Raw genomic sequence first — 25,197 nt, forward strand, 5'->3', positions numbered from 1 at the left:
ACACGCGACCATGGACCTGGGCATACGTGGCCGGCGCGCGCTGGTGTGCGCGTCGAGCAAGGGACTGGGCTACGCCTGCGCAATGGCGCTGGCGCGCGAAGGCGCCGTCCTTACCATGGCGGCGCGCGGCGAGGCCGCGCTGCAGGCCGCGGCAGAATCCATACGCGCCCAGACCGGCGCGCAGGTCACGGCGGTGGTGGCCGACGTCGCCACCGAAGCGGGACGGGCTCGCCTGCTGGCCGCCTGTCCGGAACCCGACATCCTCGTCAACAACGCGGGCGGGCCCAGGCCCGGCGACTTCCGCGAATGGTCGCGCGACGACTGGATCGCGGCGCTGGATGCCAACATGCTGGCGCCCATCGCGCTGATCCGCGGCGTGATCGACGCCATGATCGCGCGCCGCTTCGGGCGCATCGTCAACATCACGTCGGCAACCGTGAAGATGCCCATGGACATCCTCGGCCTGTCGAACGGCGCCCGCGCCGGCCTCACCGGCTTCGTGGCCGGCCTGGCGCGCCAGGTGGCCGCGCACAACGTCACGATCAACAACCTGCTGCCCGGCCCCTTCGCCACCGACCGCCTGCTTGAGACTGCCGCGCGCACCGCCAGCGACAGCGGCCGCAGCATCGAGGAAGTCATGGCGGCGCGCCAGGCCGGCATCCCGGCCCGCCGCTATGGCGACCCGGCGGAGCTCGGCGAGGCCTGCGCCTTCCTGTGCGGCGCGCGCTCAGGTTTCATGACGGGCCAGAACCTGGTCCTCGACGGCGGCATCTATCCCGGCACACTGTGAACCCAGCCATGGACTTCGACCTCACCCTGCGCAACGGCCGCATTTCCACCGCCAGCGACACCTTCCATGCAGACATCGGCATACGCGACGGCGTGATCGCCGCGATCGCACAAGGCCTGCCGGCCGGTGCGCGCGACATCGACGCGGCCGGCCGGTGGATCCTCCCCGGCGGCATCGACAGCCACTGCCACGTGGAGCAGCTCTCGGGCATGGGCATCATGTGCGCCGACGACTTCTACAGCGCCACGGTATCGGCCGTATATGGCGGCACGACCACCATCATTCCGTTCGCCGCCCAGCACCGCGGCAACGCCCTGCCCGACGTCGTGGCCGACTATCACCGGCGCGCCGCCGAAAAAGCGGTGATCGACTACGGCTTCCATCTCATCGTCTCGGATCCCACCGAACAGGCGCTCAGGCATGACCTGCCGGCGCTGATCCGCGACGGCATCACCTCGTTCAAGGTCTTCATGACCTACGACCGCATGAAGCTCGACGACTACCAGCTGCTCGACGTGCTGGAAGTGGCCGACCGCGAGGGCGCGCTGGTGATGGTGCACGCCGAGAACAACGACATGATCCGCTGGGTGGCGCGGCGCCTGGTCGAGCGCGGCCTGACGGCGCCCAAGTACCACGCGGTGGCGCATACCCCCCTGGCCGAAAGCGAGGCCACCCACCGCGCCGTCACGCTGGCGCGCCTGATGGACGTGCCCCTGCTCATCGTGCACGTGGCCGGCCTGGAGGCCGTGCGCGTGGTGCATTCGGCCCAGGCCCTGGGGCTGCCGATCCATGCCGAGAGCTGCCCGCAATACCTGTTCCTTACCGCCGAGGACCTGGACCTGCCCGGCCTGGAGGGCGCCAAGTTCTGCTGCAGTCCGCCACCGCGCGACCCGGCCTCCCAGGAAGCCGTATGGCAGGGCCTGCAGGACGGCACGCTGCAGATCTACTCGTCCGATCACGCGCCCTATCGGTTCGACGCCAGCGGCAAGCTGCCCAAGGGCGACGCCACGACCTTCAAGGACATGGCGAACGGACTGCCGGGGCTGGAGGTGCGCATGCCGCTGCTGTTTTCCGAAGGCGTGCTGAAGGGCCGGCTGAGCATCGAGCGCTTCGTGGCCCTGACCTCCACCAACCACGCCCGCACCTACGGGCTGTATCCGCGCAAGGGCACCGTGGCGGTGGGGGCCGATGCAGACCTGGCCATCTGGAATCCGGAGCGGGAAGTCACGCTGTCGGCGGCCATGCTGCATGACAACGTGGGCTATACGCCCTACGAAGGCCGCCGCGTGCGCGGCTGGCCCGAAACCGTGATCAGCCGCGGCCGCGTGGCCGTAGAAGGCGGCAGGCTGCACCTGGAACGCGGCAGCGGCCGCTTCCTGAAGCGCGGCACGCCCGAGCCGGTGCAGCGCCAGCGGCTGTGCGGCAATCCCAACGCCCTGGTACGCAAATACTTCGCCACCGACACGCAGCAAGGATGAACCCATGAGCATGAAAAGACCATTCGGACTGGCCGTGGCCCAGATGGGCCCCGTGCAACCCCAGGACACGCGCCCCCAGGTGGTGGCGCGCCTGGTGGAGATGATGCGCGAGGCCAAGGCCCGCGGCGCCCGCCTGGTGGTGTTTCCGGAACTGGCGCTGACGACCTTCTTCCCGCGCTACTGGATGACGGAAGAAGAAGCCATGCAGCGCTACTTCGAGAAGCAGATGCCGGGGCCCGACACGCGGGTGCTGTTCGACACCGCGCGCGAGCTGGAGATCGGCTTCTACCTGGGCTATGCCGAGATCTCCAACGAGGGCCGCCGCTTCAACACCTGCATCATGGTCGATACGCACGGACGCATCGTGGGCCGCTACCGCAAGATCCACCTGCCCGGCCACAGCGACCACAAGCCGCAGGCCCCGTTCCAGCATCTCGAGAAGAAATTCTTCGACGTGGGCAACGAGGGCTTCAAGGTCTGGGAAACCATGGCCGCGCGCATCGGCATGTGCCTGTGCAACGACCGCCGCTGGACCGAGACCTGGCGCGTGATGGCGCTGCAGGGCGCCGACATCGTGGCGCTGGGCTACAACACGCCGTCGCACAACATCCACTGGAACGAGCCGGTGCACCTGCGCATGTTCCATCACCTGCTGTGCCTGCAGGCCGCCGCCTACCAGAACGCGGTATGGGTGGCGGCGGCGGGCAAGGGCGGCATCGAAGACGGCAGCCACCTGATCGCGGGGTCGGCCATCGTGGCCCCGACGGGCGAGATCGTCGCGCAGGCCCAGGGAGAGGAGGACGAGGTGATCTACTGCCAGGCCGACCTGGCGCTGGCAGACACGTTCAAGCAGCACGTCTTCAACTTCGCTGCCCACAGGCGGCCCGAGCACTACGGCCTCATCCTCGAGCGCGTGGGCACCGGACCGGCCCTGGGCCAGACCCCGCTACCCTGAAGGAATCGCCATGACCCGCCTCTCCCTGCTCCTGAGCCGCGCCGCCGGCACCCTGCTCCTGGCTTCTGCCTGCGTGGCCCCCGCCCTGGCCGACAAACCGTTGGTCACCGGGGTGGACGCCACCTTCGCGCCGCACGCCATGCCCAAGCTCGGCGGCGGGCTCGACGGCTTCAACATCGAGCTGGGCCACGCACTGGCCCGCAAGCTCGGCACGACCATCGAGATCGAAGGCACCGAGTATGCCGCGCTCATCCCCGGCCTGAACGCCGGCAAGTACGACTTCGTGCTGGCCCCCACCACCGTCACCGCCGAACGCGCCAAGGCCCTGCTGTTCTCCGAGGGCTACCTGAACACCGACTACACCTTCGTGGTGGCCAGGAAGTCGCCCGACATCGGCTCGCTGGAGGATCTCAAGGGCAAGACGCTGGCGGTGAACAAGGGCTCGGCCTACGAGAACTGGGCGCGCGACAACATGGCCAGGTACGGCTTCAAGTACGACGTCTACGCCACCAACGCCGACGCCATCCAGGCAGTGCAGTCGGGGCGCGCCGACGCCAACCTGGCGGGCAACACGGTTTCCGCCTGGGCCGCCAAGCAGAATCCCGCGGTACGCACCACATACACGGTGTCGACGGGGCTGGTGTGGGCGCTGGCCTTCCGCCACGACGACAAGGCCGGGCGCGACCGCGTATCCAACGCCCTGAAATGCCTGAAGCAGGACGGCACGGTGGCCAAGCTGGCACAGAAATGGTTCAGCTTCACCCCGGGTCCCGATTCCGCCGCGGTGAAGGTGGCGCCGGGCCAGGGCGTGCCCGACATGCCCGGCTACGACCCCACCCCCGTCACGCCCAGCTGCTGAGCCTTTCCTGCGGCCGGCCGGCACGCCCGCGGGCGCCGGCCGGCCGCCGACCTTCCTGGATCGCGACATGGACCAACCGATTCTGCAGATATCCGGCCTGCACAAATCCTACGGCGCCAACGCCGTGCTGCGCGGCATCGACCTGGACGTGCGCCGCGGCGAGCTGGTCTTCATGATAGGCCCGTCCGGCTCGGGCAAGAGCAGCCTGCTGCGCTGCTGCAACCGTCTCGAGGAACCCAGCGCCGGCACCATCCGCATCGACGGCATGGAGATCACCGCGCGCAACGCAGACCTGAACCGCATCCGGCAGGACATCGGCATGGTGTTCCAGCACTTCAATCTCTATCGGCACATGCCGGTGCTGGGCAACGTCACGCTGGCCCTGCGCAAGGTGCAGAAGCTGGGGCGCGACGAGGCCCGGCGGCGCGGCATGGAGGCCCTGGAACGCGTGGGGCTGGCGGACAAGGCCGGGGCCTACCCCGACCAGCTCTCGGGCGGGCAGCAGCAGCGCGTGGGCATCGCCCGCTCGCTGGCGCTGCGGCCCAAGGTGGTGCTGTTCGACGAGCCCACCAGCGCGCTGGACCCGGAGCTGGTGGGCAGCGTGCTGAAGGTGATGCGCGAGCTCAAGCAGGAAGGCATGACGATGGTTGTGGTCAGCCATGAAATGGGTTTCGCGCGCGCGGCCGCCGACCGGGTGGTGTTCATGGACGGCGGCCTGATCGTCGAAGAGGGCCCGCCCTCGGCGGTATTCGGCGCGCCGCGGCAGCCGCGCACCCGGGCCTTTCTTTCCCGCCTGGCCGAACACGCCTCATGAAGCTCGACGCGCTGGCCCATTCCTTCTTCAACGCCGACGTGGCGTGGCGCTACCTGCCCGACATCCTGGCCGGCATGTGGGTCACGGTGCAGCTGGGCCTGGCCGTGGCGACGTCGGGGGTGGCGCTCGGACTCGCGCTGGCCCTGTTGCGGGCGCTGCGGGTATGGCCGCTCACGCTGGCGGTGGTCTGCTTCGCCGACATCCTGCGCGCGCTGCCGCCGCTGGTGGTGATCATGGTGCTGTTCTTCGCCTTCCCGTACATCGACCTCTCCATGTCGGCCTTCACGGCCACCTGGCTGTCGCTGTCGCTGGTGCTGGCGGCGTTCGCCGAGGAAATCTTCTGGGCCGGCATCCTGTCGGTGCCGCGCGGGCAGGCCGAAGCCGCCCGCTCCACCGGCCTGGGCTGGCTGCAGACCATGGTGTACGTGGTGCTGCCGCAGGCGCTGCGCCTCACCGTGGCCCCGCTCACCAACCGCGTGATCGCCATCACCAAGAGCACGGCGCTGGGCTCCGTGGTGGGCCTGAGCGAAGTGCTCAACAACGCCCAGTCGGCCAGCAGCAACGCCGGCAATCCCACGCCGCTGACCCTGGCGGCGATCGCCTGCCTGCTGATCTTCGTGCCGGTGGTGCTGCTGGGCCGCTGGACGGAAACCCGGTTCAAGTGGAAAGCCTGACCCGCCATGCAAGAGATCCTGCACAACTTCTTCAACATCGAGGTCTACCGCATGGTGGCGCCCCACCTGCTGCAGGGGCTGCTCCAGACCCTGCTGCTGTCGGCGCTGGTGATCCCGGTGGGCCTGGCGAGCGGCCTGTGCGTGGGCGTGCTGTCGATCACGTTGCGGCAGCGCTGGGCGCGCTTCCTCCTGGCCGCCTACATCGACCTCTTCCGCGCCCTGCCGCCGCTGGTGCTGCTGATCTTCATCTACTTCGGCACGCCGTTCCTCGGGATCGAGCTGCCCAAGCTGCTGGCGGTGGCCGTCGGCTTCATGCTGAACAACTCGTCCTACTACGGTGAAGTGTTCCGTGCCGGCCTCGAGAGCGTGCCGCGCGGCCAGATCGAGGCCGCGCGCTCCACCGGCCTGAGCGCCGCCCAGACCCTGTGGCACGTGCAGATCCCCCAGGCCACGCGCAACGTGCTGCCCGACCTCATCAGCAACACGCTGGAGGTGGTGAAGCTCACCACCCTCGCCAGCGCGGTTGCGCTGCCGGAGCTGCTGCGTGTGGCGCGCGACGCGCAGTCGCTGGTCTACAGCCCCTCGCCCATCGTGCTGGCGGCCCTGTTCTACCTGGCGCTGCTGTGGCCCGTGGTGCGGCTGCTCAGCCGCCTGGAACATCGCCACATCGCCTCGCGCTGACCCGCCCGGAGGCGCGATATCGCGCCACGAAACCGGCCTGTTCCCGGCGGCGCGGCATGCCGTGCGCACCCTATAATTCGGCGCAACGCCGCCCCCGGCGGCGTCCGCCCGCGGAGCGCGCCCGCCCCGCCCCTTGCTACCAGGACAACGCTGGCCATCATGTCCGACCACGAAGCCGATACCTTCTCCGCCCTCGAAGCCCCCGAATTCGCCCCCGCCCAGTTCGTGCGATGGTTCCGCGAAGTCGCGCCCTACGTGCATTCGTTCCGGGGGAAGACCTTCGTGGTGGCCTTCGGCGGGGAGCTGGTGCAGGCCGGCGCGCTCAATGCGCTGATCCAGGATCTCTCCCTGCTGTCGGCGCTGGGCGTGCGCCTGGTGCTGGTCCATGGATCGCGCCCGCAGGTCAACGAGCAGTTGCGCCTGAAGGGCTATACGCAGCAGTTCGGCCGGGGCCTGGCGCCCACCGATACTGCCGCCCTGGAGTGCGCCAAGGAGGCGGCCGGCGAGATCCGCCTGGACATCGAGGCGGCATTCAGCCAGGGCCTGCCCAATACGCCCATGTCGGGCTCGCACATCCGGGTGATCTCGGGCAATTTCGTCACGGCCCGCCCCGCCGGCGTGATCGACGGCGTCGACTACCAGCACACCGGCCAGGTCCGCAAGATCGATGTGGACGCCCTGAAATTCGCCATCGAGCGCGGCTCCGTGGTGCTGCTTTCGCCGCTGGGCTTTTCGCCCACCGGCGATGCCTTCAACCTCGCCATGGAAGAGCTGGCCACCAGCGTGGCGGTGGCGCTGCGCGCCGAGAAGCTGATCTTCCTGTCGGGATCGCAGGGCGTGCTCAATCCCGACGGTTCGGTCGACACCGAGCTGGCCCGGGCCGACGCCGACGCGCTGCTGCGCGCCGGCAACCTCGACGAGGACACCCAGTCGTTCCTGCAGTATGCGTCGCTGGCCGTAAAGCGCGGCGTGGCCCGCGCCCACCTGGTGCCGTATGCGCTCGACGGCAGCGTGCTGCTGGAGATCTTCACCCACGACGGCGTCGGCACCATGGTGGTCGAGGACACGCTGGACGACCTGCGGCCGGCCACCATCGACGACGTGGGCGCCATCCTGAGCCTGATCGAGCCGCTGGAAGCCGACGGCACGCTGGTGCCGCGTCCGCGCAGCGTGATCGAGCGCGACGTCGACCGCTTCACCGTGCTGGAGCACGACGGCGTGATCTACGGCTGCGCCGCGCTCTACCCCTATCCCGAAGAGCAGATGGCCGAGATGGCCTGCCTGATCGTGCATCCCGACTGGCAGAGCTCGGGCGAGGGCGAGCTGCTGCTGCGCCACCTGGAGTCGCGCGCGCGGGCCATGGGCGCGCGCCGCCTGTTCGCGCTCACCACGCGCACCTCGCACTGGTTCATGAAGCGCGGCTTCGTGCCGGGCAGCGTGTCCGACCTGCCGCGCGACAAGCAGAACAACTACAACCGCTCGCGCAACAGCCTGGTCTTCATCAAGAAGCTGTAGGGCCGGCTAAAATCATCCGGTCTACAACCTCAGCGGCAGCAAAACCATGGCCCGTATCATCAACTGTGTGAAACTCAAGCGCGAAGCCGAAGGGCTGGACTACCCGCCCTATCCCGGCGAGCTGGGCACCCGCATCTGGCAGCAGGTATCCAAGGAGGCCTGGGAAGAGTGGAAGCAGGTGCAGACCCGGCTCGTGAACGAGAACCGCCTGAACCTTGCGGACGCCCGCGCCCGCAAGTACCTGCAGCAGCAGATGGAGCGCTTCCTGTTCGAGGACGGCACCGTCGAGGCGCAGGGCTACGTTCCGCCCTCCGCCTGATCGCCACGCCGGGGCCGACCGGCCCCGGAAGCCCTGCTCAGGCCGCCGTGCGCGCGGCCAGGGCGTCGAGCTCGGCCTCGCCCATGGCCAGCGCGCGGGCGCCCAGCGCCGCCGTCACGGCCAGGGCGCGGCGCAGTTCCGTTTCCTGCACGATGCCCGGCAGGTCGCCGGCCGACAGGATGTGGTTCACCCGTGATTGCGGCCGGCCGAAACCGGCCACCAGGCGCAGCGCCGGAATGCCATGGCGCGCAAAATTGGCGTGATCCGAATTGGGCATCAGCGGCAGGAAGGTGCCCACCGGCACGCCGGCGTCTTCGGCTGCCGCGCCCACCACGGTCTGCAGCCCGGGGAAGTCGCTGATCAGCGCCGTCAGCGTGTCGTCGCCGGCCACCGTGTCCAGATTGATGTCGAACTTGAGCCGCGCACGCTCCGGCTCCGGCATGTCGGCGAGGTAGCGGGCCGAACCGGCAAGGGCCCATTCTTCGGCGCAGAAGAAACAGATGCGCAGGCCCGGCGTCCCGGGTCCCACCCGCGGGGCCAGCAGCCGCGCGGCGGCGAGGGCCACCGCCACGCCGGTGGCATTGTCCAGCGCGCTGCAGCCCAGCTCGTGGCCGTCCATGTGCGCGCTGATGACGATGCGGCTGTCGCGCCCGCCGGGAATGTCGAGTATGCCGACGGCCGCCTGCGCGCCCTCCAGTTCCTCGCCCTCGATGCACAGGCGCACGCGCGCCGGCCGGCCGGCCGCCGGCGCCAGGCGGGCCGCCGCCTCGGCGTCGATGTAGGCCGCCGGAATGCCGTCGCCGCCCCGGGGCCGGCCGGAAGACCCGGACAGCACCCCGGCGCCAGGCAGGGGATTGGCGATGAGGAAGCCCGCCGCGCCCGCGGCGACCGCCATGTCGTATTTGCGCCGGCGGTGCACGTGGTCGGGCGTGAACGGGTATTCGTGGCGCACCAGCACGATGCGGCCGCGCACGGCCCCGGCGGCGCGCGCGAAGTCGTCGACGCGTCCGGGGCCCAGGTCCAGCACCTCGGCCTGCAGTCCGTCGGCCGGCGTGGACGCCGAGCGCAGCAGCGCGTGGCAGGCCAGCGGCTGCTCGCCGTCGGCCTCGAGCAAGGCCAGGCTGGCGCGGCGGCATGTCCAGCCGTCATAGGGCACGGCCAGCCGCCGTACCCCGGGGGCCACGGCGCGCAGGCGCTCCAGTGCCCAGTCCATCGCGGCCTCGTCCTGCCCGGAGCCGGAGCGGCGCCCGCCGAAACCGCAGATCGCGAGGAAATCGTCCATCAGCGCCGCATCGGCGGCGGCCTCTTGCAACCAGTTCGTCATGTCTCTCGCGGGCGGGGCTTGCGCCCGCCCCTTCGTCGTTATTCGAATTTGATCCCGGCGCGCTGCACCACGTCCTGCCAGCGGGCGAAATCGGTGGTGAGGTAGTCCTGCAGCGCGCGGGCGCCGGTTTCCTGTGGCAGGCTCACGCCCACGCTGGACAGGCGCTCCTTGACCGAATCGGCCTGCATCACCTTGGCCATGGCCTGTTCCAGGCGCTGCATCACCGGCTGCGGCGTGCCGGCCGGCGCCATCAGGCCCCACCAGCTCTGCACGGTGAGATCGGGCAGGCCCATTTCCTTGAAGGTGGGGACGTCGGGCGTGTCGGCCTGGCGCTCGGGTGAGGACACGGCAATGGGCTTGAGCTTGCCCGCCTGGTACAGGGCCGCGGCGGTGGGCATGGTGGTGAAGCTGCTTTCGATCTGGCCGCCGGCCAGGTCGCTCACCGAGGCCGAAGCGCCCTTGTAGGGAACGTGGACCAGGCTGGTGCCGGTCTTGAGCATGAAGAGCTCGGCCATCAGGTGCGTGAACGAGCCATTGCCGCCCGAGCCCATGGAGATCAGGCCGGGCCTGGCCTTGGCCTGGGCCACCAGCGCCTCGACGGTCTGGGCATCGAAGCCCGGGTTCACGAACAGGTACATGGGCGACACGCCCAGCAGCGCCACCGGGGCGAAGTCCTTGCGCGCGTCGTAGCGCACGCGTTCCTTGTAGAGGGCCGGCACGATGGTGAACGGCACGTCGGCCAGCAGCAGCGTGTAGCCGTCCGGCGCCTCGCTGGCCACATAGGCCGTGCCTATCATGGAACCGGCTCCGGCCCGATTCTCCACCACCACCGGCTGGCCCAGCTCGGCGCTCAGCACGTCGCTGATGCCGCGCGCGATCACGTCGGAACTGCCGCCGGCGGCGTACGGCACGACCACCTTGACCGGCTTGTCGGGATACGCGGCCTGGGCCGCGTGGGCTGCAAAGAACAGAGGCAGGGCGGCGGCGCCCAGCAGTTTTTTCCACTTGTGCATGATGTGTTCTGGAATCCGGGTTGAATAGCCCCCGCATTCTGTGCCCGGGCGCGCCGGCAGGCAAAGGAAGTATGTGCATGCGCTATTCCATTGTGGAATAGCGCATCAGCGGCCGGCGAGCTTCCCGGCCTGGCGATTCAGGCCCGCCGTGCGCTCCACCAGCCAGGCGCACAGCGCGTCGGCATACGGCCCGCCGACGTTGGGCCGCGGCTGCAGCAGGTAATAGCCGTAGCGGCCTTCCACCACCTCGCCGAGCGGGCGCACCAGCTGACCCGTGCGCAGCGGCTCCAGCACCATGCACAGCGGCACGATGGCCACGCCCAGGCCATTGAGCACGGCCGGCATCAGCACGGAAAAGCCCTCGTACTCCGGCGCCGTGGCGGACGGCCCCGGCCACAGCGGCGCCACGTCTGCCCGCCATTCGTCCCAGCCGTAGCCGCGCTGGGCCCGCTTGAGTAGCGGCACGCGGTCCAGGTCTTCGAGGGCGCGCACCGGCGTGCGCGCCAGCAGCGCGGGCGCGGCCACCAGCGTCATTTCGCGGCCGCACAGATACTGCGCCGACATGCCCGACACCTGGCCGGTATGGAGCTGGATCTCGGCGTCGAAGCGCTCGGCCCGGTCGCGGCCGTGGAGCAGCCGCGGCCTCACGTTGAGCCGCACCTCGGGATGCCGGTCGAAGAACTCCCGCAGTCCGGGAATGAGGCAGAACTGGGCAAACGAAGGCGAGACGGCGAGGTTCAGGGCCACCCGCGAGTCGGGCTGGGCCACCAGTGCATCGGCCTCGTCCAGCAGCCGCAGGGCGGCCGCCACCTTCTCCAGGTACAGCGCGCCGGCGTGGGTCAGGCGCAGTCCGGTGGGCAGGCGCTTGAACAGCGCACAGCCCAGCCGCGCCTCCAGGGCGCCGACGTGCTTGCTGACCGCGCTCTGCGTGAGATTGAGCAATTCGGCCGCGCGGCTGAAGTTGAGCGTCCGGGCGGCCGTGGCGAAGATGCGCAGCGAGGTGAGGGAGTTGCGTGAGCCTTTCATGAGCGGGCATGCCGGGCGCGGCGTATCGGGCGCCCGTCCGCATTGTAGGCCGGGTGGGCGTCATGCCGGATGCCGCCCGCTGCGCTTAGAATGCGGCATGCCGATCAGCCGCCCCGGGCCCTGGGGCATCCTGGCCATGACACTGCCGCGACCGCTGCTGCCCCTCCTCCTGCTTCCCGCGCTGCTCGCCGGCTGCGCCACCACACCGCCCGCCAACCCGGAAGACCTTTGCGCCATCTTCCGCGAGAAGCCCGACTGGCACGACGCCGCCTTGCGCGTGCGCCAGAAATGGGGGGTGCCGGTGCAGGTGCCGTTCGCCATGATGTACCAGGAATCCAGCTTCCGGCACGACGCCCTGCCCCCGCGCTATTACTTCCTGGGCTTCATCCCGTGGGGCCGGGTGAGTTCGGCCTACGGCTATGCGCAGGCCAAGGACGAGACCTGGGCCGACTACCGGCGCGAGGCGGGCGGCTGGTTCCGCAGCCGCGACGACTTCGGCGACGCGCTCGACTTCATGGGCTGGTACATCAGCAAGACCCAGCAGATCAACGGCGTGTCCAAATGGGACGCCTATGGGCAATACCTGAACTACCACGAGGGCTGGACCGGCTATCGCAAGCGCAGCTACGACGGCAAGGCCTGGCTCAAGCGGGTGGCGTCGCTGGTGCAGGCCCGCGCCGAGCGCTTCGGCGCGCAGTATCGGGGGTGCGAGAAGGAACTCGGCCGCGGCGGCCTCTTCGGCCTCTTCTGATCGCGCATCGTGCCTGCGCTATCCTGGCGCCCACGGCAAGGGATACACCATGTACTTCGATTCCACACTCTGGGCCATGACCCGCGGCGTGCGGGCGCGCATGCTGCTGTGCGGCCTGCTGGGGCTGCTGGGCCTGGCCGCCGGCATTGCGCGCTTCGCGCTGCTGGGCCAGTTCCTGGCGCGGCTCTTTGCCGGCATGGACGGCCCGGCGCTGTGGTGGCCGCTGGCGGGCGCGGCTGCGGCCATCGTGCTGCGCGGCGGCCTCGAGCACGGATTGAACCGGCTGGCCAATGCCAATGCGGCACGGATCCAGGACGCCCTGCGCGCGCGGCTCCACGACAAGATCGTGGAGCTGGGGCCGGCCTGGTTCGGCGGCCAGCGCACGGGCGGCGTCATGCTGGCCGTGATCGACGGCGTGGAACAGCTGCAGAGCTTCTTCGGGCGCTATCTGCCCCAGTTGTTCATCGCCGCCTGCGCCCCCGTCATGATCTTCGCCTTCATCGCCTGGTGGGACTGGCCGGTGGCCCTGGTCCTGCTGGCGGCGGCGCTCGTCACGCTGGTCCTGCCGCTGGTCGCGCACCGCAGCCACAAGGACGCGTCCCGCCGCCGCGCCCAGGCCTTCAAGGCGTTCGGCGAAGAGTTCCTGGACGCCGTGCAGGGCCTGCCCACGCTGAAGGCCTTCGGGCAGAGCCGCGCCTGGGGCGAACGCCTGGCGCAGCGCGCACGCGCCCTGTCGGACAACACGTTCAAGGTGCTGGGCCGCGAAGTATCGGCCCGCTTCGCCACCGACATCGGCATCACCGTCGGTGCGGCGGCCGCCCTGGCGCTGGGCGCCTGGCGGGTATCGGAGGGGCGCATGAGCCTGGCTGCCCTGCTGGTGGTGCTGATGGCAGGCACGGAGATCTTCCGGCCGCTGCGCGACCTGCGCTCGGTGCTGCACCAGGGGCTGATGGGGCAGTCCGCGGCTGCCAGCGTGCGCGCCCTGCTGGACGCCACCACGCCCTCCCCGCAAGGCGGAGGCACGGCGCCGGCCGCCGCGCGGGGCGGCCTGTCGATCGCGTTCAGGAACGTCGTGTTCGCCTACCCCGGCGGCCGCCAGGTCACGCACCAGGGCATGGATTTCGAGATCCGGGCCGGCGAGCGTGTGGGCATCGTGGGACCCAGCGGCTCGGGCAAGTCCACCCTGGTGCGCCTGCTGCTGCGCCTGCATGATCCACAGTCGGGCGTCATCGAGTTCGGCGGCAGCGACCTGCGCACGCTGGACCCCGAAGCCGTGCGCGCGCGCATCTCGGTGGTGGCGCAGGACAGCATCCTGTTCCATGGCACGGTGGAGGAGAACCTGCTGCTGGCCCGGCCTGACGCCACGCCCGGACAGCTGCGCGCGGCGGCGGCCGCAGCCAACGCCCACGACTTCATCACGGCCCTGCCCCAGGGCTACCAGACCGTGCTGGGCGAACGCGGCACGCAATTGTCGGGAGGCCAGCGGCAGCGCCTGGCGATCGCGCGCGCCCTGTTGCGCGATACGCCGGTGCTGGTGCTGGACGAAGCCCTGTCGTCGGTGGACGCGGAGAACGAAGCCGGGATACAGCAGGCGCTGGACCGGCTCAGCCGGGGCCGCACGACCCTGGTGCTGGCGCACCGGCTGTCCAGCGTGATCAACGCCGACCGCATCCTGGTGCTGGACCGGGGCCGCATCGTCGAGACCGGCACGCACCGCACGCTCATGGCCGGCGATACGCTGTACCGGCGGCTGATGGGCGCCCAGCAGGGTCCGGCCCAGGCATCGGCGCTGCCTGCAGCCGCAGACGGGACGACGCCCGGCGCCGCGGCCGCCGACGCCGGTCGGCCTGCCCCCGTTCCCCTCGAGGCCGAGGCCAGGCAGGTGGGCACGCGCCAGGCGGTGCAGACGCTGATGCAGATCATCGGACCCTGGAGGCGCCGCTTCGCCGCCACCGTCGCCAGCGGCATAGGGCGCGTGGCGGCCTTCATCGGCGTATCCGTCCTGGGTGCGCTGGTCATAGCCCGACTCAAGGACGGCGAGCCCTTCGGCGGCCTCCTGGCCGGCCTGTTCGCGGCGGCCGTGGCCGCAGCCGTCCTGCATTGGATCGAATCCTGGCTGGCCCATGCCATCGCCTATGAACTGCTGGCGGAAATGCGCATCGCGCTGTACCGGAAGCTGGAAGCCCTGGCGCCGGCCTACCTGCTGCGGCGGCGCGCCGGCGACCTGGTCGGCCTGGCCACCCAGGACGTGGAGACGGTCGAGTACTTCTACGCCCACACGGTGGCGCCCGCCTTCGTGGCAGTGCTGGTGCCCGCGGTGGTGCTGGCCGTGCTGGGCCTGGCCGCATGGCCGCTGATGCTGGCGCTGCTGCCCTTCCTGCTGTGGGCCGGCCTGGCGCCCTGGCTGAACCGGGCGCGCGTCGACGCGCAGGGCAACCGGGCCCGGCAGGCGCTGGGCCTGCTCGGCGCGCACCTGTCGGAAACCATCCAGGGCCTGTCCGACCTCGTGGCCTTCTCGGCCACGGGGCGGCGGCGCGCGGCGTTCCTGGCCATTGCAGCCGACTACCAGCGGGTGCGCCTGGCGCTGCTGGCCGACCTGTCGCGGCAAAGCGCCCTGCTGGAAATCGCCACCGGCATGGGCGGGCTGGCGGTGGCGGCGGCAGGCGCCTGGTGGGTGGCGCAGGGCGCGCTGTCGGCCAGCCTGCTGCCTCTGCTGATGCTGCTCTCGGTGGCGGCCTTCCTGCCGGTATCGGAAATCGCCCAGGTGAGCCGCCAGCTGGCGGACACCCTGGCCTCCGCCCGCCGCCTGCGCGCCATCCATGACGAGCCCGTGCTGATCAAGGACGGTACGCTGGCTCCGCCATTGGCCCCGGCCGGACTGCCGCTGGCCTTCGAAGGCGTGGGCTTCACCTACCCCGGCCGGCATCGCCCCGCGCTGCGCGACGTGACGCTGTCGCTGCCTGCCGGGGCAACGCTGGCGCTGGTCGGCCCTTCCGGCGCAGGCAAGAGCACGCTGGCCAGCCTGCTGCTGCGCTTCTGGGATCCACAGCAGGGCAGCGTGCGCATCGACGGCGTCGCGCTGCCCGACCTCACGCTGGACGCCCTCTACCGCCGCATCGCGCTGGTGGCGCAGGACACCTGGCTGCTCAACGGCACGCTGGAAGAGAACATCCGGCTGGCCCGCCCCGATGCCGGCGCGGCCGACGTGGCGCTGGCGGTCGAGCGCGCCGCCCTGGCCGATTTCGTGGCCGGCCTGCCCGAGGGGCTGCAGACCCGGGTGGGCGAACGCGGGGTGGCCCTGTCGGGCGGCCAGCGGCAGCGCATCGCGATCGCCCGGGCATTCCTGCGCGACGCGCCCATCCTGGTCCTGGACGAGGCCACGTCGCACCTGGACGCGATCAGCGAGGCCCAGGTCCACCAGGCGCTGGCCGAGCTGATGCGCCACCGCACCACGCTCATCATCGCGCACCGCCTGTCCACCATCCGCCAGGCCGACACCATCGCGGTGGTGGACGGCGGCCGCATCGTGGAATCGGGCACCCACGAGGCGCTGTTGCGCCGCGGCGGCGCCTACGCCCACCTGGTGCAGCGGCAGCTCGCGGCGGCCCGGCAGGCAGCGTGAGACAGGGCCGGCGCGGCCACCGCGCCGGCCTGCGCGGAACTTTGACGGCCGCCCCAAGTCTTATATAAGATATAAGACCTATGCTGCTGCCGGGCCACATCGGTCCGCCCCAGGGCCTGTTAACGCCCTAGAATGACAAGCGCGCCAAAACGCCACAAAATGGCGTCTTCACGCGGTCAAACACCCACGGAGTCCATCATGCCGCACAACACGCTCGATACGCTCAAGACTTTCAAGATCGGCAAGAAAACCTGTCAGTTCTATTCGCTGCCAGCCCTGGGCAAATCCCTGGGCGTGGACGTGCAGCGCCTGCCCGTCTCCCTCCGCATCGTGCTGGAGTCGGTGCTGCGCAACTGCGACGGCCAGAAGGTCACCGAGGAACACGTGCGGCAGCTGGCGGCCTGGCAGCCCAACGCCAGGCGCGAAGACGAGATCCCGTTCGTGGTGGCCCGCGTGGTACTGCAGGACTTCACCGGCGTGCCGCTGCTGGCCGACATCGCCGCCATGCGCTCGGTGGCCGCCAAGATGGGCAAGAACCCCAAGCGCATCGAACCGCTGGTTCCGGTGGACCTCGTGGTCGACCACTCCGTGATGATCGACTACTTCGGCACGAAGAATGCGCTCGACCTCAACATGAAACTGGAATTCCAGCGCAACAAGGAACGCTACCAGTTCATGAAATGGGGCATGCAGGCCTTCGACACCTTCGGCGTCGTGCCGCCGGGATTCGGCATCGTGCACCAGGTGAACCTGGAATACCTGGCCCGCGGCGTGCACCACGACAAGAAAACCGACGTGTACTACCCCGACTCGCTGGTCGGCACCGACAGCCACACCACCATGATCAACGGCATCGGCGTGGTCGGCTGGGGCGTGGGCGGCATCGAGGCCGAGGCCGGCATGCTCGGCCAGCCCGTCTACTTCCTCACGCCCGACGTGGTGGGCGTGGAACTCAAGGGCCAGCTGCGCGGCGGCGTCACCGCCACCGACCTGGTGCTCACGATCACCGAGATGCTGCGCCGCGAGAAGGTGGTGGGCAAGTTCGTGGAATTCTGCGGCGAAGGCACGGCCAGCCTGAGCGTCACCGACCGCGCCACCATCGGCAACATGGCGCCCGAATACGGCGCCACCATGGGCTTCTTCCCGGTCGACGAACGCACCATCGACTATTTCCGCGGCACCGGCCGCACCGACGAGGAAATCGCCGCGCTGGAGGCCTATTTCAAGGCGCAGGACATGTTCGGCGTGCCCGCGGCCCAGGACATCAACTACACCAAGCTGCTCACGCTGGATCTGTCCACGGTGGCGCCCTCGCTGGCCGGCCCCAAGCGGCCCCAGGACCGCATCGAGATCGGCAACGTCAAGAACACCTTCATCGACCTCTACTCCAAGCCGGTGGCCCAGAACGGCTTCAACCAGCCGGCAGAGAAGCTGGAGCAGACCTTCACCACCAGCGCAGGCACCAAACTGAAGAACGGCGACATCCTCATCGCCGCGATCACGTCCTGCACCAACACATCGAACCCCAGCGTGATGCTGGCGGCGGGCCTGCTGGCCAAGAAAGCCTATGAAGCCGGCCTCAAGGTGCCCAAGCACATGAAGACCTCGCTGGCCCCCGGCTCGCGCGTGGTCACCGAATACCTCACCAAGACGGGCCTGCTGCCCTACCTCGAGAAGCTGGGCTTCGACGTGGCGGCCTACGGCTGCACCACCTGCATCGGCAACGCCGGCGACCTCGCGCCCGACCTCAACGAGGCCATCGTCTCCAACGACCTGGTCTGCGCCGCGGTGCTGTCGGGCAACCGCAACTTCGAGGCGCGCATCCATCCCAACATCAAGGCCAATTTCCTGGCCTCGCCGCCGCTGGTGGTGGCCTACGCGCTGGCCGGCACCATCACGCGCGACCTCATGACCGAGCCGGTGGGCCGCGGCAAGAACGGCGACGTATGGCTGGGCGACATCTGGCCGAGCTCCGAAGAGATCGACGAGCTGATGAAGTTCGCCATGAACGCCGACAGCTTCAAGAAGAACTACAGCCAGGTCAAGAACAACCCGGGCAAGCTCTGGGAGAACATCAAGGGCGTCACCGGCGACACCTACGACTGGCCCGAGTCCACCTACATCGCCGAGCCGCCCTTCTTCCAGGGCTTCGACATGACGCCGGGCGCGCTGCCCGTGGTCAAGGGCGCCCGCGCGCTGGGCATCTTCGGGGACTCCGTCACCACCGACCACATCTCGCCGGCGGGCTCGATCAAGGAAACCTCGCCGGCCGGCAAGTGGCTGAAGGAGCACGGCGTGATGAAGGCCGACTTCAACAGCTACGGTTCGCGCCGCGGCAACCACGAGATCATGATGCGCGGCACCTTCGCGAACGTGCGCATCAAGAACCTCATGATCCCGCCGCTGCCGGACGGCAGCCGCGTCGAGGGCGGCGAGACGCTGTTCCAGCCGGGCGGCGAACAGATGTCCATCTACGACGCCGCCATGAAGTACGTTGCCCAGGGCACGCCCACCGTGGTGTTCGGCGGAGAGGAATACGGCACCGGCTCGTCGCGCGACTGGGCCGCCAAGGGCACCCAGCTGCTGGGCGTGAAGGCCGTGGTGGCCCGCAGCTTCGAACGCATCCACCGCAACAACCTCGTGGGCATGGGCGTGCTGCCCCTGCAGTTCAAGGGCGGCGACAGCGTCGAGAGCCTGGGCATCACCGGCCGCGAGACCTACGACATCTCCGGCCTGGAAGACGGCATCAAGCCCATGCAGGACGTCACCCTCACCATACACCGCGAGGACGGCAGCACCCAGGACGTCACGCTGATGCTGCGCATCGACACGCCGATCGAGGTCGAGTACTACAAGCACGGCGGCATCCTGCCCTTCGTGCTGCGGCAGCTGCTCGCGGCTTGATCCGCCGGGCAGGCGCAGGCAGACGGCCGCAGCGTGCGGCCCTCTGCCTGCATGGCGCGCCGGCGCTCATTTCTGGCCCAGCATCCATCCGGCGAAGAGGCTGAACGGTGCGCCGGCAGACCGCACCGGATCGCTCACCAGGAAATAGCCCTCGCCGCTCAGCGCCGCGTGCGCGAGCGGCTGCACCAGCATGCCGGTGGCGAATTCGTGCTCCAGGTAGGCCCGCTGCGTCACCGCCACGCCCACGCCTTCGGCGGCCGCCTGCAGGCACAGCACGGCGTTGGCCAGCGGGATGAAGCGCGTGGCGGGGCCGGGCGCCAGCCCGGCCGACCGCAGCCAGCGGTCCCAGCTGTCGGGCGCGATCATCGACTTCAGCAGCGTTTCCTCCAGCACGTCCGCCGGCGTGCGCAGGCGCTGCGCCACCGCGGGCGCACACGCCAGCACCAGTTCGTCGGAGAACAGCAGGTCGGCCCGCAGGCCGGGCCAGTCGCCGAGCCCGCGGCGCACGACGAAATCGGCGTTGTGCAGGCCGGTGTCGTCGGCCCGCGCGACGGTGGCGACTTCGATATCGATGTCGCGGTGCCGTTCGTACAGCGAGCCCAGCCTCGGCATGAGCCACTTGATGGCAAAGCTCGGGATCACCTTGACCCGGATGCGGCGCGTGGCGCCTGCCTCGGCCGTGCGGGCCAGCAGCGATTCCAGCCGGTCGAACAGGCCCGCTGCCTGGGCCGCCAGTTCGGCGCCGGCTTCGGTGAAGGCGAGGTCGCGGCCGTCCTTGCAGACCAGCTGCACGCCCAGGTCGGACTCCAGCTTGCGCAACTGGTGGCTTACCGCGCCGGGCGTGATGTGCAGCACCTCGGCGGCACGCCCCACCCCGCCGCAGCGACGCACGGCATCGAGCACGCGCAACGATCCGAGCTGGTTCCTGAGTTTGTGCATTGATTGAATCCAGCTCAATTGTCGAGCAATAACTTTCGACAGACGCACGGAGAAAACGCGCCTACAGTCTGCCTAGCATCACAATCCAAATCAAGTTTCGGGGCCATCGGCGCCATACCGGCGCACGAGGCACCCGGGCGGAGGAGACTCTCATGACCACCAAGCACTGGCGGCGCTGGGCGTATGCCCTGGCGCTGGCACCCTTGTCTTGCCTGGCGGCGCAGGCGGCCCATGCCCAGGCGGCCTATCCCGACCGCCCCATCCGGCTCATCGTGCCGTTCGCCGCGGGCAGCGCCGCCGACACGCTGTCGCGGCTGGTGGCGTCGGAACTGGCCACCCGGCTCGGCCAGCCGATGGTCGTGGAAAACAAGGGCGGCGCCGGCGGCACCATCGGCACCGCGGACATCGCGCGCGCCAGGCCGGACGGCTACACCCTGGGCATCGCGGCACAGGGCACCTTCGTGAACAACCAGGTGCTGTATGCCGAGCCCGGCTACGACTCCATCAAGGACTTCTCGTTCGTGAGCGAGATCGCCGACGTCCAGAACCTGCTGGTCGTGGCCGAAAAATCGCCCTACGACAACGTGGCTGCGCTGCTCGCCGCCATCAAGGAAAAGCCGCCGGAAACCTTCCGCTATTCCTCGAGCGGCGTGGGCACCAGCCACCACATCGCCGGCGCGACCCTCGCGCAGCGCCTGGACAAGCGGCTGCTGCACGTGCCCTACACCGGCGCGCCGCAGGGCCTCGCGGCCATCATCAGCGGCGACGTGGACATGGGCCTGTACAACCTGCCGGCCGCGATCGGACTGGTCCGGGGCGGCAAGCTGAGGCCGCTCGCCGTCACGGGCCCCAAGCGCTCCACCCTGCTGCCCGACGTGCCCACCCTGGACGAGAGCGGCCTCGCGGGCTATTCGGTCACGCTCTGGTGGGGCCTGGTGGGGCCCGCGGGGCTGCCGGCGGAGGTGACGGCGCGCCTGCATGCCGCGCTCGACCAGGTGATGAGCCAGCCCGGCGTGCGGGACAAGCTGCTGGGCCAGGGCTTCACGCTGCCGGAACAGCCGCTGCCGCCGCCGTCCGGATTCGAGGCCCTGGTGCGCCGGGATCTCGCCACCTGGGTGCCGCTGCTCAAGCAGCTCGGCGCCACGGCCAACTGACGGGCGCCCGTGCCGCCTGCGTCCACATGAAGGAACCCCTTACCGTGCAGTCCTCTCCCTCGAGCGCGCCCGGCGCCGCGCCGCGTCCCCTGGCGCGCATCCTGGCCGACCTCGTGCTGGCCACGCCTGCCGATGCCCTGCCGGGCCTGGCGCTGGAGCACGCCAAGATGAGCCTGGCCAGCACCCTGGCAAGCGCGGCCATGGGCTACACCATCGAGTCGGCGCGCATCCTGCGCGACATCGCGCTGGCCGACGGCGGCACGCCGGCGGCCGCCGTCTGGTTCGACGCCGCGCGGCTGCCGCTGGCCAGCGCCGCCAGCGTGAATGCGGCGGCCAGCGATGCCGCGGCCTCGGACGACAGCGACATGCGCAGCATCGCCCACATCGGCACCATCGTTTCCGCCACGGCACTGGCCGTGGGCGAACGCGAGGCTGCCGGCGGCAGGGACGTCCTGGCGGCCATGGCGCTGGGCTATGAAGTGGCGGGGCGGATCGACGAATCCCTGACGCCGGGCCGCATGCAGCGCGGCTTCCACGGTTCGTACTCGACCGTGTTCGGCGCCTGCGTGACTGCCGGCCTGCTGCTGCGGCTGGACGCGGACAGGCTCACGCATGCCATCGCGCTGTCGGCCACCTCCATAGGCGGCATGGCCATTGCGGCGGACACCAGCTGCGCCCGTGAATACCATGCCGGGCTCGCCGCGGGCGCTGGCGTGCGCGCGGCACTGGCGGCACAGCGCGGCTTCCGGGGCGAGCCGGGCGTGCTGGAGCAGCCGCGCGGCTTCCTGCATGCGCTGGGCGGCCAGGACCTGCAGGACATCACGCGCGACTGGGGCGCGTCCTGGGACATCGTGACCGACATGGCGATCAAGCTCATGCCCGGCGCCCATCCCTTCCACGCCACGGCCGAGGCGGCCGCCGATGCCGCCGCCGCGGCGGCCGGCGCGGGCCGCCTGCGGCCCGAGGACATCGAGCGCGTGGTCATTTCAGCTGCGGTGCAATGGACGCACTTCAAGGGCGAGCCGCACCCGCGCAACCTGGTCGACGCGGCGCACAGCCTGGTGTATTTCGTGGCTGCCGCCATCGTGGACGGCGCCTTCGGCTGGGAGCACATGGACCCGGCCAAGATGGCGGACCCGGCGATCGCCGCGCTGCAGGACAAGGTGGAGTTCGACCCCGCCCCACCGCCGCTGCCGGACCGCTTCCCGCACCGGCACGGCGGATCGGTGGCCATCCACATGAAGAACGGCGCCGTGCACCGCGGCACCTGCAGGATGCCGCGTGGCTCCGGCGCGCGCGGCATCGAATGGCGCGACGTGGAAGCCAAGTTCCGGCGCCTGTTCCCGCTGGCAGGCCTGCCGGAATCCGCCACGACGGCATGCCTGGAAGCCATAGGCGGGCTGGACCGCGCCGCCTCCGTCGCGCCGTTGGCGCGATTGCTGGCCAGGCGCTGAACCGGCTGGTCGACGCCGGCCTCCCCGCTGCACCCGCAGCTCACCGAGACGAGACAAGGAGACCACCATGAACCGCTACCTCGGGCGACTGCTTGCCTGCCTGGTCCTGTGCCTCGGCCTGGGCTCGCCCGCCTCGGCGCTGGCGTTCCCGGACCGTCCCGTCACCATCCTGCTGGGCGTCGCGCCCGGCGGGAGCCTGGATGCCCTGGCCCGGCTGCTCGGCAACGCGCTATCGGCCGTCATCGGGCAGCCCGTCATCGTGGAGAACGTGGCGGGGGTGGGCGGGCTGCTGGCGTTCCAGCGGCTCACCCGGTCGGCGCCGGACGGCTACACGCTGATGTTCAGCAACAATTCCATGGTGCTGATCCCGCTGCTGCAGCCCCAGTCCGGCATCGACGTGGTGGCCGATACCACGGCCATCGGCACGGTCGCGAATGTGCCCATGGTGCTGAGCGTCAGCAACCAGAGCGGCATCCCGGACCTGCCGACCCTGCTGGCGCGCATGCGCAGCGGCGCGCTGCGGCCCAACCTGGGCTCGGGCGGGCCGGGCACCACCGCCCACCTGGCCGAAGCCATGTTCCTGCGCATGGCCAGCGGCAACGGCGAGCTGGTGCAGTACCGCGGCTCCGGCCCGGCGCTCACCGACCTCATGGGCGGCACCATCGACGCGGTGATCGACCAGACGGTGACCATGATTCCCCTGCACCGGGACAAGCGGGTCAAGGCGATCGCCGTGGCGTCGCCCGGACGCCTGCCGCAGCTGGCAGACGTGCCCACCTTCGCCGAGGGCGGATTGCCGCAGTTCGACCTGCAGATCTGGAACGGCCTGGTGGCGCCCAAGGGAACGCCGAAGCCGGTCATCGACTCGCTGGCGCGGGCGCTGTCGCAGGCGGTCGAATCGCCCGGGTTCCGCACGCGCATCGAGCAACTGGCGGCCCAGATCCCGTCGGTCGAGGCGCGCAGCCCCGAGGGCTTCACCCGCATGCTGCAACGCGACCAGCAGCAGCTGGCCGCACTGGCCCGCGAAATCGGGCTGCAACCCCGCGGGCCGCAGCCCCGCTAGGCGCACTGCCGCCTGCCTTACTGTCAACTTGAGAGGACACGCACATGGACAAGACCGTCTACGGATTCATCGGCCTGGGCAATATGGGCGGCCCGATGGCGAACCGCCTGCTCGACGCCGGCCATGCGCTGCACGTGATGGACCGCGATGCCGCGGCCGTGCGGCGCGTGGCCGGTCGCGGCGCGACGGCCCACGCCACCGCCCGGGAGGTGGGCGACGCGGCCGATGTGGTGTTCCTCAGCCTGCCGGACGGCAAAGTCGTGGAGGACGTCCTGTCGGCAGACCAGGGGCTTGCCCGCGCCGGGCGCGCGAAGGTCGTCGTGGACCTGTCGACCATCGGCCCGAAGGCGGCTCGCCGGGCGTTCGAACTGCTTGCGCAACAGGGCATGGACTACGTCGACGCGCCGGTCAGCGGCGGCACGGCGGGAGCCGAACGCGGCACGCTGGCCGTCATGGCCGCGTGCCCGCCTGCTCTCTATGAAAGGCTGGAGCCGGTGCTGGGCCATTTCGGAAAACCGTTCTACCTGGGACGCGAGGCCGGCCAGGCCCAGGTCATGAAGCTGGCCAACAACCTGCTGTCGGCCACCGCCGTCGCCATCACCTCCGAAGCCATGGCGCTGGGCGTGAAGGCGGGGCTGGACCCCAGCACGATGATAGACGTCATCAATGCAGGCTCGGGCCGCAACTCCGCCACGGTCGACAAGTTCCCGAAGGCCGTGCTCACCGGCACCTTCAATGTGGGTTTCGCCGCGCGCCTGGCCCACAAGGACGTGCGGCTCTGCCTGGAGGAAGCCGAACACCACGGCGTACCCATGATGGTGGGCTCGGCCGTACGCGAGCTGCTGGTGATCACCAACGCCGTCTGCGGCGCCGATGCCGATTACTCCGACGTGGCCCGCGTGCTGGAAGACTGGGCCGGCGTGCAGGTGCGCGCCGGCCGCAAGGCGGACTGAGCCCCGCGGGATCAGCGCCCCTGGGGCTGCTCGCCGAACGCATAGGCGTCCATCGCCAGGGCCGCGTAGCTGATCTCGTCGACCAGCCGCCGCGCCGGCAGCCCGCCCGCCCCCAGCGCCACGTAGAGCGGCATCAGGTGTTCGTCGGTGGGATGCGCCTGGTCGGCCGCGGGCGCCTGGCGCTGCCAGTCCAGCAGCGCGTCGAGCCGGCCCTCGGCCAGCTGCTGCGCGTACCAGGCCTGGAACGCCGGCACATAGGCGGAGGGGGGAGCGTCGTGCGGCATGCGCATATGGCGCAGGTTGTGCGTGAGCGAGCCCGAGCCGATCACCAGCACGCCCTCGTCGCGCAGCGGCGCCAGCGCCTGGCCGAGCTCGTACTGGCCGCGGGCATCGCGGGCGGCATCGAGCGACAGCTGCACCACCGGCACGTCGGCCTGCGGATACAGGTAGCGCAGCGGCACCCAGGCGCCGTGGTCCAGGGGCCGGGCAGGGTCGCTCGCCACCGCGATGCCGCGATCGCGCAGCACGTCCACCACGCGCGACGCGACCGCGGGCGAGCCGGGCGCCGCATAGTCGAGCTGGTACAAGGGCTCGGGAAAGCCCCCGAAGTCGTGCCAGGCGACCTGGCGGTCGCGCGTGGACACAGCCATGCCATGGCCCCGCCAGTGCGGCGACACCACCAGCACGGCCGTCGGCCGCGCGGCCTGGGCGGCGGCCCAGCCCGCCAGCGCGGGGCCGGTGCGGCCGGGCTCGACCGCCAGCATCGGCGATCCGTGGGAAACGAACAGGGCGGGCCAGCGCATGATGAATCTCTGCAGGAGGGAATACCCGTCATTGTCGCCGGGCCTGCCGCGCGCGATAAGCACCGGTTTGCGGGATGCACCGTTGCCCGGACGGCACCAATCCAGC

General features: G+C 70.2%; 21 protein-coding genes. 16 read left to right on the forward strand and 5 right to left on the reverse strand.

Annotated elements, in window-relative coordinates:
* The first annotated feature begins 10 nt into the window (after nucleotides 1–10).
* The 9 genes from ACYBYQ_RS14170 to ACYBYQ_RS14210 all read left to right on the forward strand — a co-directional run bounded on the left by ACYBYQ_RS14170 (nucleotide 11) and on the right by ACYBYQ_RS14210 (nucleotide 8,085).
* Nucleotides 11–790 carry an SDR family oxidoreductase gene (locus tag ACYBYQ_RS14170; protein WP_459614830.1) on the forward strand — a complete coding sequence of 260 codons (780 nt, stop codon included), beginning with the start codon at nucleotides 11–13 and terminating at the stop codon, nucleotides 788–790.
* An 8-nt stretch (nucleotides 791–798) separates the two neighbouring features.
* Nucleotides 799–2,268 carry a dihydropyrimidinase gene (gene hydA / locus ACYBYQ_RS14175; protein WP_459614832.1) on the forward strand — a complete coding sequence of 490 codons (1,470 nt, stop codon included), beginning with the start codon at nucleotides 799–801 and terminating at the stop codon, nucleotides 2,266–2,268.
* A 4-nt stretch (nucleotides 2,269–2,272) separates the two neighbouring features.
* The gene (locus ACYBYQ_RS14180; RefSeq protein ID WP_459614834.1) at nucleotides 2,273–3,223 is read left to right on the forward strand and encodes an N-carbamoyl-D-amino-acid hydrolase; all 951 of its coding nucleotides are present in this window, start codon (nucleotides 2,273–2,275) and stop codon (nucleotides 3,221–3,223) included.
* A gap of 10 nt (nucleotides 3,224–3,233) precedes the next feature.
* Complete coding sequence (locus ACYBYQ_RS14185; protein ID WP_459614835.1) at nucleotides 3,234–4,082, forward strand: transporter substrate-binding domain-containing protein; 849 nt, start codon at nucleotides 3,234–3,236, stop codon at nucleotides 4,080–4,082.
* Between the two features lie 67 nt (nucleotides 4,083–4,149).
* Nucleotides 4,150–4,896, forward strand: a complete 747-nt coding sequence (locus ACYBYQ_RS14190; RefSeq protein WP_459614837.1) for an amino acid ABC transporter ATP-binding protein — start codon at nucleotides 4,150–4,152, stop codon at nucleotides 4,894–4,896.
* Nucleotides 4,893–5,570, forward strand: coding sequence for an amino acid ABC transporter permease (locus ACYBYQ_RS14195; protein ID WP_459614839.1), 678 nt, complete (start codon nucleotides 4,893–4,895; stop codon nucleotides 5,568–5,570). Before ACYBYQ_RS14190 ends, ACYBYQ_RS14195 begins: the two co-directional genes overlap by 4 nt.
* Nucleotides 5,571–5,576: 6 nt before the next feature.
* Nucleotides 5,577–6,251, forward strand: coding sequence for an amino acid ABC transporter permease (locus ACYBYQ_RS14200; protein ID WP_459614841.1), 675 nt, complete (start codon nucleotides 5,577–5,579; stop codon nucleotides 6,249–6,251).
* A 159-nt stretch (nucleotides 6,252–6,410) separates the two neighbouring features.
* Nucleotides 6,411–7,766, forward strand: a complete 1,356-nt coding sequence (argA, locus tag ACYBYQ_RS14205; protein WP_459614843.1) for an amino-acid N-acetyltransferase — start codon at nucleotides 6,411–6,413, stop codon at nucleotides 7,764–7,766.
* Between the two features lie 46 nt (nucleotides 7,767–7,812).
* The gene (locus tag ACYBYQ_RS14210) at nucleotides 7,813–8,085 is read left to right on the forward strand and encodes an oxidative damage protection protein (protein WP_459614844.1); all 273 of its coding nucleotides are present in this window, start codon (nucleotides 7,813–7,815) and stop codon (nucleotides 8,083–8,085) included.
* 37 nt (nucleotides 8,086–8,122) lie between these two features.
* Here ACYBYQ_RS14210 and ACYBYQ_RS14215 read toward each other — a convergent pair whose 3' ends face one another.
* The 3 genes from ACYBYQ_RS14215 to ACYBYQ_RS14225 all read right to left on the reverse strand — a co-directional run bounded on the left by ACYBYQ_RS14215 (nucleotide 8,123) and on the right by ACYBYQ_RS14225 (nucleotide 11,448).
* Nucleotides 8,123–9,409 (reverse strand): M28 family peptidase, encoded by a 1,287-nt coding sequence (locus tag ACYBYQ_RS14215; protein WP_459614846.1) that lies wholly within the window; start codon nucleotides 9,407–9,409, stop codon nucleotides 8,123–8,125.
* A gap of 38 nt (nucleotides 9,410–9,447) precedes the next feature.
* Nucleotides 9,448–10,422 (reverse strand): Bug family tripartite tricarboxylate transporter substrate binding protein, encoded by a 975-nt coding sequence (locus ACYBYQ_RS14220; protein WP_459614847.1) that lies wholly within the window; start codon nucleotides 10,420–10,422, stop codon nucleotides 9,448–9,450.
* A gap of 105 nt (nucleotides 10,423–10,527) precedes the next feature.
* Nucleotides 10,528–11,448, reverse strand: coding sequence for a LysR family transcriptional regulator (locus tag ACYBYQ_RS14225; RefSeq protein WP_459614848.1), 921 nt, complete (start codon nucleotides 11,446–11,448; stop codon nucleotides 10,528–10,530).
* A 136-nt stretch (nucleotides 11,449–11,584) separates the two neighbouring features.
* Here ACYBYQ_RS14225 and ACYBYQ_RS14230 point away from each other — a divergent pair, with 136 nt between their 5' ends.
* The 3 genes from ACYBYQ_RS14230 (at nucleotide 11,585) to acnA (ending at nucleotide 18,725) form a co-directional block, all read left to right on the forward strand.
* A complete protein-coding gene (locus ACYBYQ_RS14230; protein WP_459618793.1) occupies nucleotides 11,585–12,199 on the forward strand; it encodes a transglycosylase SLT domain-containing protein in 615 nt (204 codons plus the stop codon).
* A gap of 49 nt (nucleotides 12,200–12,248) precedes the next feature.
* Nucleotides 12,249–15,821, forward strand: coding sequence for an ABC transporter ATP-binding protein/permease (locus ACYBYQ_RS14235; RefSeq protein ID WP_459614849.1), 3,573 nt, complete (start codon nucleotides 12,249–12,251; stop codon nucleotides 15,819–15,821).
* 198 nt (nucleotides 15,822–16,019) lie between these two features.
* A complete protein-coding gene (gene acnA, locus ACYBYQ_RS14240) occupies nucleotides 16,020–18,725 on the forward strand; it encodes an aconitate hydratase AcnA (protein ID WP_459614850.1) in 2,706 nt (901 codons plus the stop codon).
* 66 nt (nucleotides 18,726–18,791) lie between these two features.
* Here the strand turns inward: acnA and ACYBYQ_RS14245 are convergent, their stop codons facing one another.
* Nucleotides 18,792–19,664, reverse strand: a complete 873-nt coding sequence (locus tag ACYBYQ_RS14245) for a LysR substrate-binding domain-containing protein (RefSeq protein ID WP_459614851.1) — start codon at nucleotides 19,662–19,664, stop codon at nucleotides 18,792–18,794.
* Nucleotides 19,665–19,816: 152 nt separating this feature from the next.
* Between ACYBYQ_RS14245 and ACYBYQ_RS14250 the strand changes: the two genes are divergently transcribed.
* From ACYBYQ_RS14250 to ACYBYQ_RS14265, 4 genes are all read left to right on the forward strand, one after another.
* Nucleotides 19,817–20,818 carry a Bug family tripartite tricarboxylate transporter substrate binding protein gene (locus tag ACYBYQ_RS14250; protein WP_459614852.1) on the forward strand — a complete coding sequence of 334 codons (1,002 nt, stop codon included), beginning with the start codon at nucleotides 19,817–19,819 and terminating at the stop codon, nucleotides 20,816–20,818.
* Between the two features lie 26 nt (nucleotides 20,819–20,844).
* Nucleotides 20,845–22,272 carry an MmgE/PrpD family protein gene (locus tag ACYBYQ_RS14255; protein ID WP_459614854.1) on the forward strand — a complete coding sequence of 476 codons (1,428 nt, stop codon included), beginning with the start codon at nucleotides 20,845–20,847 and terminating at the stop codon, nucleotides 22,270–22,272.
* Nucleotides 22,273–22,339: 67 nt separating this feature from the next.
* Nucleotides 22,340–23,335, forward strand: a complete 996-nt coding sequence (locus tag ACYBYQ_RS14260) for a Bug family tripartite tricarboxylate transporter substrate binding protein (RefSeq protein WP_459614856.1) — start codon at nucleotides 22,340–22,342, stop codon at nucleotides 23,333–23,335.
* A 44-nt stretch (nucleotides 23,336–23,379) separates the two neighbouring features.
* Nucleotides 23,380–24,288 (forward strand): NAD(P)-dependent oxidoreductase, encoded by a 909-nt coding sequence (locus ACYBYQ_RS14265; RefSeq protein WP_459614858.1) that lies wholly within the window; start codon nucleotides 23,380–23,382, stop codon nucleotides 24,286–24,288.
* Between the two features lie 11 nt (nucleotides 24,289–24,299).
* Here the strand turns inward: ACYBYQ_RS14265 and ACYBYQ_RS14270 are convergent, their stop codons facing one another.
* Nucleotides 24,300–25,091: a DODA-type extradiol aromatic ring-opening family dioxygenase gene (locus ACYBYQ_RS14270; RefSeq protein WP_459614859.1), complete on the reverse strand. Its 792-nt coding sequence runs from the start codon at nucleotides 25,089–25,091 to the stop codon at nucleotides 24,300–24,302.
* Nucleotides 25,092–25,197 lie beyond the last annotated feature (106 nt).

It is taken from the genome of Bordetella sp. 2513F2, assembly GCF_054642735.1.